Origin of the sequence: Bacillus sp. FSL M7-0558 (assembly GCF_038003245.1) — a bacterium.
Lineage (GTDB): Bacteria > Bacillota > Bacilli > Bacillales > Bacillaceae > Bacillus > Bacillus pumilus.
On sequence record NZ_JBBOOU010000002.1, the window covers coordinates 1 to 6,011 of the forward strand.

The 6,011-nt window shown below is 37.2% G+C and carries 5 protein-coding genes; 2 read left to right on the top strand and 3 right to left on the bottom strand.

Annotation, left to right across the window (positions count from 1 at the left end; genetic code table 11):
• The first annotated feature begins 399 nt into the window (after window positions 1-399).
• Window positions 400-873: a DUF3967 domain-containing protein gene (locus tag MHB79_RS18960; protein ID WP_340990671.1), complete on the top strand. Its 474-nt coding sequence runs from the start codon at window positions 400-402 to the stop codon at window positions 871-873.
• Window positions 874-1,516: 643 nt separating this feature from the next.
• Window positions 1,517-1,939: a hypothetical protein gene (locus MHB79_RS18965; protein WP_340990673.1), complete on the top strand. Its 423-nt coding sequence runs from the start codon at window positions 1,517-1,519 to the stop codon at window positions 1,937-1,939.
• Between the two features lie 514 nt (window positions 1,940-2,453).
• Here the strand turns inward: MHB79_RS18965 and MHB79_RS18970 are convergent.
• The 3 genes from MHB79_RS18970 to MHB79_RS18980 form a co-directional block, all read right to left on the bottom strand.
• Window positions 2,454-3,479 (bottom strand): protein rep, encoded by a 1,026-nt coding sequence (locus tag MHB79_RS18970; RefSeq protein ID WP_340990675.1) that lies wholly within the window; start codon window positions 3,477-3,479, stop codon window positions 2,454-2,456.
• A 487-nt stretch (window positions 3,480-3,966) separates the two neighbouring features.
• Window positions 3,967-5,085 (bottom strand): Rap family tetratricopeptide repeat protein, encoded by a 1,119-nt coding sequence (locus tag MHB79_RS18975; protein WP_340990677.1) that lies wholly within the window; start codon window positions 5,083-5,085, stop codon window positions 3,967-3,969.
• Window positions 5,086-5,496: 411 nt separating this feature from the next.
• Window positions 5,497-5,676, bottom strand: coding sequence for an antitoxin VbhA family protein (locus tag MHB79_RS18980; protein WP_340990679.1), 180 nt, complete (start codon window positions 5,674-5,676; stop codon window positions 5,497-5,499).
• Between the last annotated feature and the right edge of the window lie 335 nt (window positions 5,677-6,011).

Below are 6,011 nucleotides of genomic sequence, written 5' to 3' on the forward strand. Positions count from 1 at the left end.
TGCAAAACGCTCCCTTTCTTTGTGTGCAGGTGCGCTCCTTTTCAAACACAAAACGTTACTCAATTCTTCTCACTTTTCCTTTTTATGGTGTGGCAGTTTTTCCGTTTCTGCCACATCACCACATTTTTCTCCTAAAAAAAGGTGTGTCAGAATTTCATTTTTAGGCACATTCCTTTCAAAAATCGCAACCGCCACGAAACAAATCACACTGGGATTTCAAACATAAAGTGGTTGCAGTTTTCCCTTATGCTCTTTTCACCTTTTCCCGAATGTCTCTAGCGACACTTATCAAAATTTTTCTCTTTCAACCCGCTACGCAAAACAAAAACATTTTGCCTTTTGATCTAGGAGGGCGTAGCGTATACCGTAGCGAATGAATCATAAAGAGGTGAACCCGCTATGAAACCCGAAACCTACCTTTCTTCACAAGACATTGCAAACAAGCTCAATGTCTCTAGCGTCACGATACGCAAATACGCCGCCATGCTTGAGAAAAATGGCTATAATTTCGCCAGAGACACTAAGGGATGGCGTCAGTATAATGAGTCCGATTTATCCGCTATGGAGTATATATACACACACTCTAAATTAAGTGGTAAATCACTAGAAGAAGTAGCCAAACTTGTAGCGACCTTGTATCGGTCAAACTTGTCCATATCGGATACCGCTACACCGCTACAAGATATCAATGTCGCCGATCTCATTCAAAGACAAGAGGAATTCAATCGGGCCATACTAAAACGACTCGAACAATTTGAAGAACAGCAAAAAAAGCGAGATGAAAATCTCATGCTCGCTTTGAAAGAATCCATTGAAACAAAAAAAATGATTGCTGCTACTCAACAAAAAAAGTGGTGGCAATTTTGGAAATAGGACACCCTTGAAAATGGCGCACTTATACACACCCCTGTGTGAGTGCTAAAATCTCTCGATTTCCGTCAAGCGTGTAAAGAAGAAGCCGACTTAATAGCCGGCTTCTTCTGATTCTTCAAACCACAATGCAATGAACAGCAAAGTACAAATAATGAATGCTCCTAAATCCATCACATTAATTACAATCGTCATCACATTCACCTCCACAGTGAACGGATTCTACCACAAAAATATTCCTCAAAACGAAGCTCTAAAAAATAAAAAAAGTGATTGCGGACACCGCAACCAAAAAAGAAATTTTCCAATGAATTCCCAACTCTAAATCATTAAATGTTAGGATGAAAATATCCCCAAAAAAAGGAGTGATTTCTATAGAAACGGTGGTTTATAGTAAGCCAAAGCAATCCCAATACAAAGAAATCTAATAAGCGATTAATTAACTATCTTTTCTTGTATTTTATCAAAGGTATGTTAAACTTCTAGAAAATAAAGGGAGGTTTTTAGAATTAAATTTCAAATAAGTAAAATTATGTGCGCTTTTCTATCTATTGTATTAATGACTGTGTATCTGATTCCCGCAGCTAATGCCGCTACACCTAACGAATTGGACAAGTTAGACATCAGTGAACAAGAACTTTTAGACATGATTGATTTTATTGAAAACGAAGCTATTCAAATAGATAGTTACGGTAATGCAACGGTTAATCTAGAAGTAATAAAAAATAAGTTTGGATATATACCACAAGAATATATCGACTTCAATAATGCCAATAAAAACTTATATGAATGTGCTGCAGTTGAACCTTTTAATACTGTATCTACGTATGCAAAAGCACCAAAAAAAATGGAACCCAGTAAATATGACAAATGCTTAACAAGAGAAATTAAAGCTCAGTGGAAGGATGCACTTGGTGTGTCAGCTTTCACAGCAGCAGTAGAAGCATTAGCTTCAGGACAGAAAATGAAAGCAGCTAAATATATGATTAAAGCAGGAGCAAAAGGTGGTATCCACGGTCTTGTACTTACCTTGGGATGGATACAAATCAAATGTCTTGGCTCTATTTAACTTCTAGATTTCCTATTTCTTTTATTCGAATCTACTAAAGCAAAAAAGGTCCTAAGTATTTCTTTAGGACCTTTTTTTTGCATTAGTAGATGAATTTCCACTATTTTTTTTTGGTATTTCGAAGTATCAGATATATAGCTGAAATCACAAACATAAATAAAAATGTACTCAACCAATTTATGTCAGTGCCAGTTAAAAACTTCACTAAAATAACAGTCAAGTAAATTACTACAAACAAAACAATATAGATTAACAAGTTTTTCAATGACCATCTCTCACTTGTTTTAGACATAATCTCACCTCTTTTAATAAACATATCAGAAAATGAAGTTCAAGAATTAAGATTCCCTCCTCACTTCTTCTTGAGGCAACCTTTCATTCTAACCAAATTGCTAAATCGAAGCCTTATATGCAAATACACTTAAAACCAAAATAATCAACGAACATAAAACAATCAATACACCTTTAATGCTTCCCTTAAACATTAAACTATACATCATATTATTTCGATTAATCAGGAAATTATATAATTTTTTATGCCAACATGCCAACGAGCCATGACCTCAAACGTTTCATTTGCTACGTCGTCATCATCTTCTTCAATTCTGACAAGATCCCCGTCCTCTGCATCCGTCAAATTCAGTTCCTTATGAATCTCTTTCAAGATCCCGCCATATCCGATCAACCTCCTGGCACTTAATGCATCATCCAAATAATAAACCGTATCCAAATTTTCCTCGGTCACTTCATTCCCACGTATGACATCCGTATCCTTGACTGGATACTTCGAGATTTCCAGAATGGCCTTTTGTTCTTCCATCTCTCTACGCACTTCTTGTTCAATCGCTTCCGCATTGATTCCCTTTTTTCCTTTGACCCGCTGCACATGCACAATTGGTGTGTAATCCAATTTCATTGCCTTTTTCCAAAAGCTTGTCCACTCCGCTTGTTTAATATAAGATTGCCCTCTAAAATAGCTTTTCTTTACAGGAATCAACACATGGAAATGAGGATGATATGTATTTTCTTCATGATTTTTCGTAATCTCTAAAGCTCTGAAAAAACCAAGTGTTCCAGTTTTCACTTTTTTGTATTGAAACAGCTTTCTAAAGCCTTGCATCATATCAGTAATCGTTTGTTTTAAATCATCACCCTCGACATTTTTCACTGTCAACGTGAGAAATATCCATGCTGGCTTATATTGTCTGTTTGCTTCTTCCACAATCAATTTATTATGACTCGCAATTTTTAATGATCTTCGCCACGCACACATCGAACATAACCTCACTTTACAGAAATAAGCATTTGATAATCGTAACCTGCCCGTTTCAATATCTCTTCTAAACACAAGACACTCTGCACAATTACACACTTTTTCAGCTTTTTTTCCGTAATAAGGTGCACCGGTACGCTTTTCAAGTCCTTCATAATGAGCCGCCACAAGCGACGATCTCACTTTTTTTCCTCTCCAATCCCGCTTTTTACCTGTTGCGGTTTTATCGTCAAGGATGCTATAATTTGATTCATCTAAATATGACAAAGTCAAAAAACTCCTTCTGAAGCTAGTTTGATCTCTAGCAATCTATTATTTTAAGTGTGGTAACTTAATAATAGCAGAGGGAGTTTTGACTTGTCAAAATGCCTCTAAAGCCTTGACACCATTGAATTCATCGCACTTTTTCAAAATGACAGTGTTTCTATATGTATCAAGATAAGAAAAGACACGATTCTGACTCCGTCAAAATCGCCCAAAAAGCTGGCGAAACCGCCATCTTTTTAAAAGATTAAAACCCAAAAACCTAAAAGACCAAACACTAAACCAAATTTCCCCGCAGGGGGAGATTTTTTTTTGATTTTTAGCAACAAAAAAACAGACCCTAAAGGTCTGTCGATTTTCATGTTCCAAATCGAATACGATACATCATGTTGCATTCCTTGAAGCAACAGAAACGCTGTTATCTTGCGTCGCTAAACCATAAACTGGCGCAACAGCCACAGCTAAAATCAAAACGGCAGCCATAATTTTTTTAAACTTCATATTCAAAATCGCCCCTTTGAATCAGTTTCTGAACTTGGATCATCTTCCTGTAAAAAAATACAGAATCATCCAGACGTTCTATGTCATTATAAAATCTTCCAGCCTCTAAAGCTAGGTCTTCTAAATAAGGATAACCACGACTATATAAAAGTTGATCAAATTTTTGATTGACTTCAACACTAGGCGAAACCGTCACATATAACTCATGAAGCACATTAAAAAGATCGACAAACATGTAATCATCATACTTATCAGCATAGCTTTTTCCTTTCACGCAATAATCAAGAGCTTCTTCTTTTCGTCCCTGCTTAAAGAAAATGATGGCTAAATCATAACAAGCTTGTACAACTTCTTTAGCTCCGATCTTCTCGCCTAACTCTAATGCACGTTGGTAATATACTGTTGCTTTCGCAACATCATCTTGTTTATTAAAACAGTTTCCTAAATTCAACAAACCCTTAGTCGTAATGTAATCATGGCCAAGTGCAATAGATTCCTGTAAAGCTAGTTTCAAATGGGGAAGTGCCTTCTCATAACTGACTAGATCGTCATAATTTCCCGCAATCACGAATCTACACTGGATTAACCTAACTTGATATATACTGTTTGCCTTATAAGCATGATACGCCTGTTCAACATAATACATAGATAGATGTGTCTGCTTCATGTGATAAAAGATTTCTGCCATTTTGAAAAAGAACTCCGCACGCTCCAATTCATCAGCTACTTTATCAAGTTTTCTTTCAGCATAGCGATAAAATGTAATAGCTTTTATGTACTCCCCTTTAGAAAACTCATACATCCCTCTGAAAAAATTGAAGTAGTACTCCATAATACCAGTAAGCCTTTTTCCTTCACCTTCGACAGCTCTCAAATAATCAGCTTTATTGACAGTATTTTTTGATGGATTTACGTATTCAAGCATCTGTTCATGGCGAAATTCCATTAGCTGAAAATAAAGAACAACCTGTTCGTCTTCCTCCATCAAATCCAGTTCATTCTTAACTTCATTACGGAGAATCTCTGCATCTGTCACATTTAACCTTTTGATATGTCGATACCACTCATTAATCTTCTGACCAACCACAGGCGCTGCAATAGTTCCCATACCATCAATCCCCCGATACATCGCTTTTTTATGTTAAATCCTAGCACATGAAATACGGCTATAACTTGCTTGCGTTTCCATTTTTGAAAATTTTCGGTATCTCGCAAACGTTTTTTTAAATGAATTCAGCAGACAAAACGAAAAAACGCATTTAAAGCCCTTATAAGCGTTTTTGACGCTTTCCCCTATTCAATTACCTAAACAAAAATAAAAGCGCTCAGAATCGAATCTGAACGCTCTCAACGGCATTTTTGAAATGCACGACATATTTTTTTATACGTTTTATTTTCATCTTACATTACTACCCCCCTGTTAGAGTGAGGGGGTTCCAGCTGGCTACGGTGCTTCGCTTTTCGTTGCCACTCGACGACTGTCGTCGTCTTCCGCTGCGCACCTTCGCCTAGAACTCTATTATATCACTTTATAGGCCAATTCAAGAGCCTTTCTCTCAAATTCCTCATCTGTGATCTGACCGGATGCATGCTGCCATAATAATTCTTCCTCGTCAGCTGTAAGATAAATTCCTTCAATGGCGTGTGTCGCTTTCGCATATCTCATGCCTTTTTCAAAACTCTCTCTTGTCATTTTCATCATCGGACCGCCTTTCTTGGGCTCTGCCCAAACCCGCCAACGCTAGCACGTTGGATGGCAAATATTCAAACCCCCTACCCCCGATCTTCGGGGAATGCCCCTTCGGCAGGCGCAAACAAACGGGGTTTGTTTGATAAACAGGCTTTTGGGTGTCGTGAATGAGTCAACTCCTTAATGCTCACTCCGTTCCGCTTACCGTTGACTCATGCCATATGTTTTTCACTCCATTTTTTAAACAGTAACGCTCCTTTTGAGTGCACACTTTTCCGAAACAACACAAAACAAACACGAAACTTAATTCACCATTATTGACCCCTTGTTACGACTGATTTTTT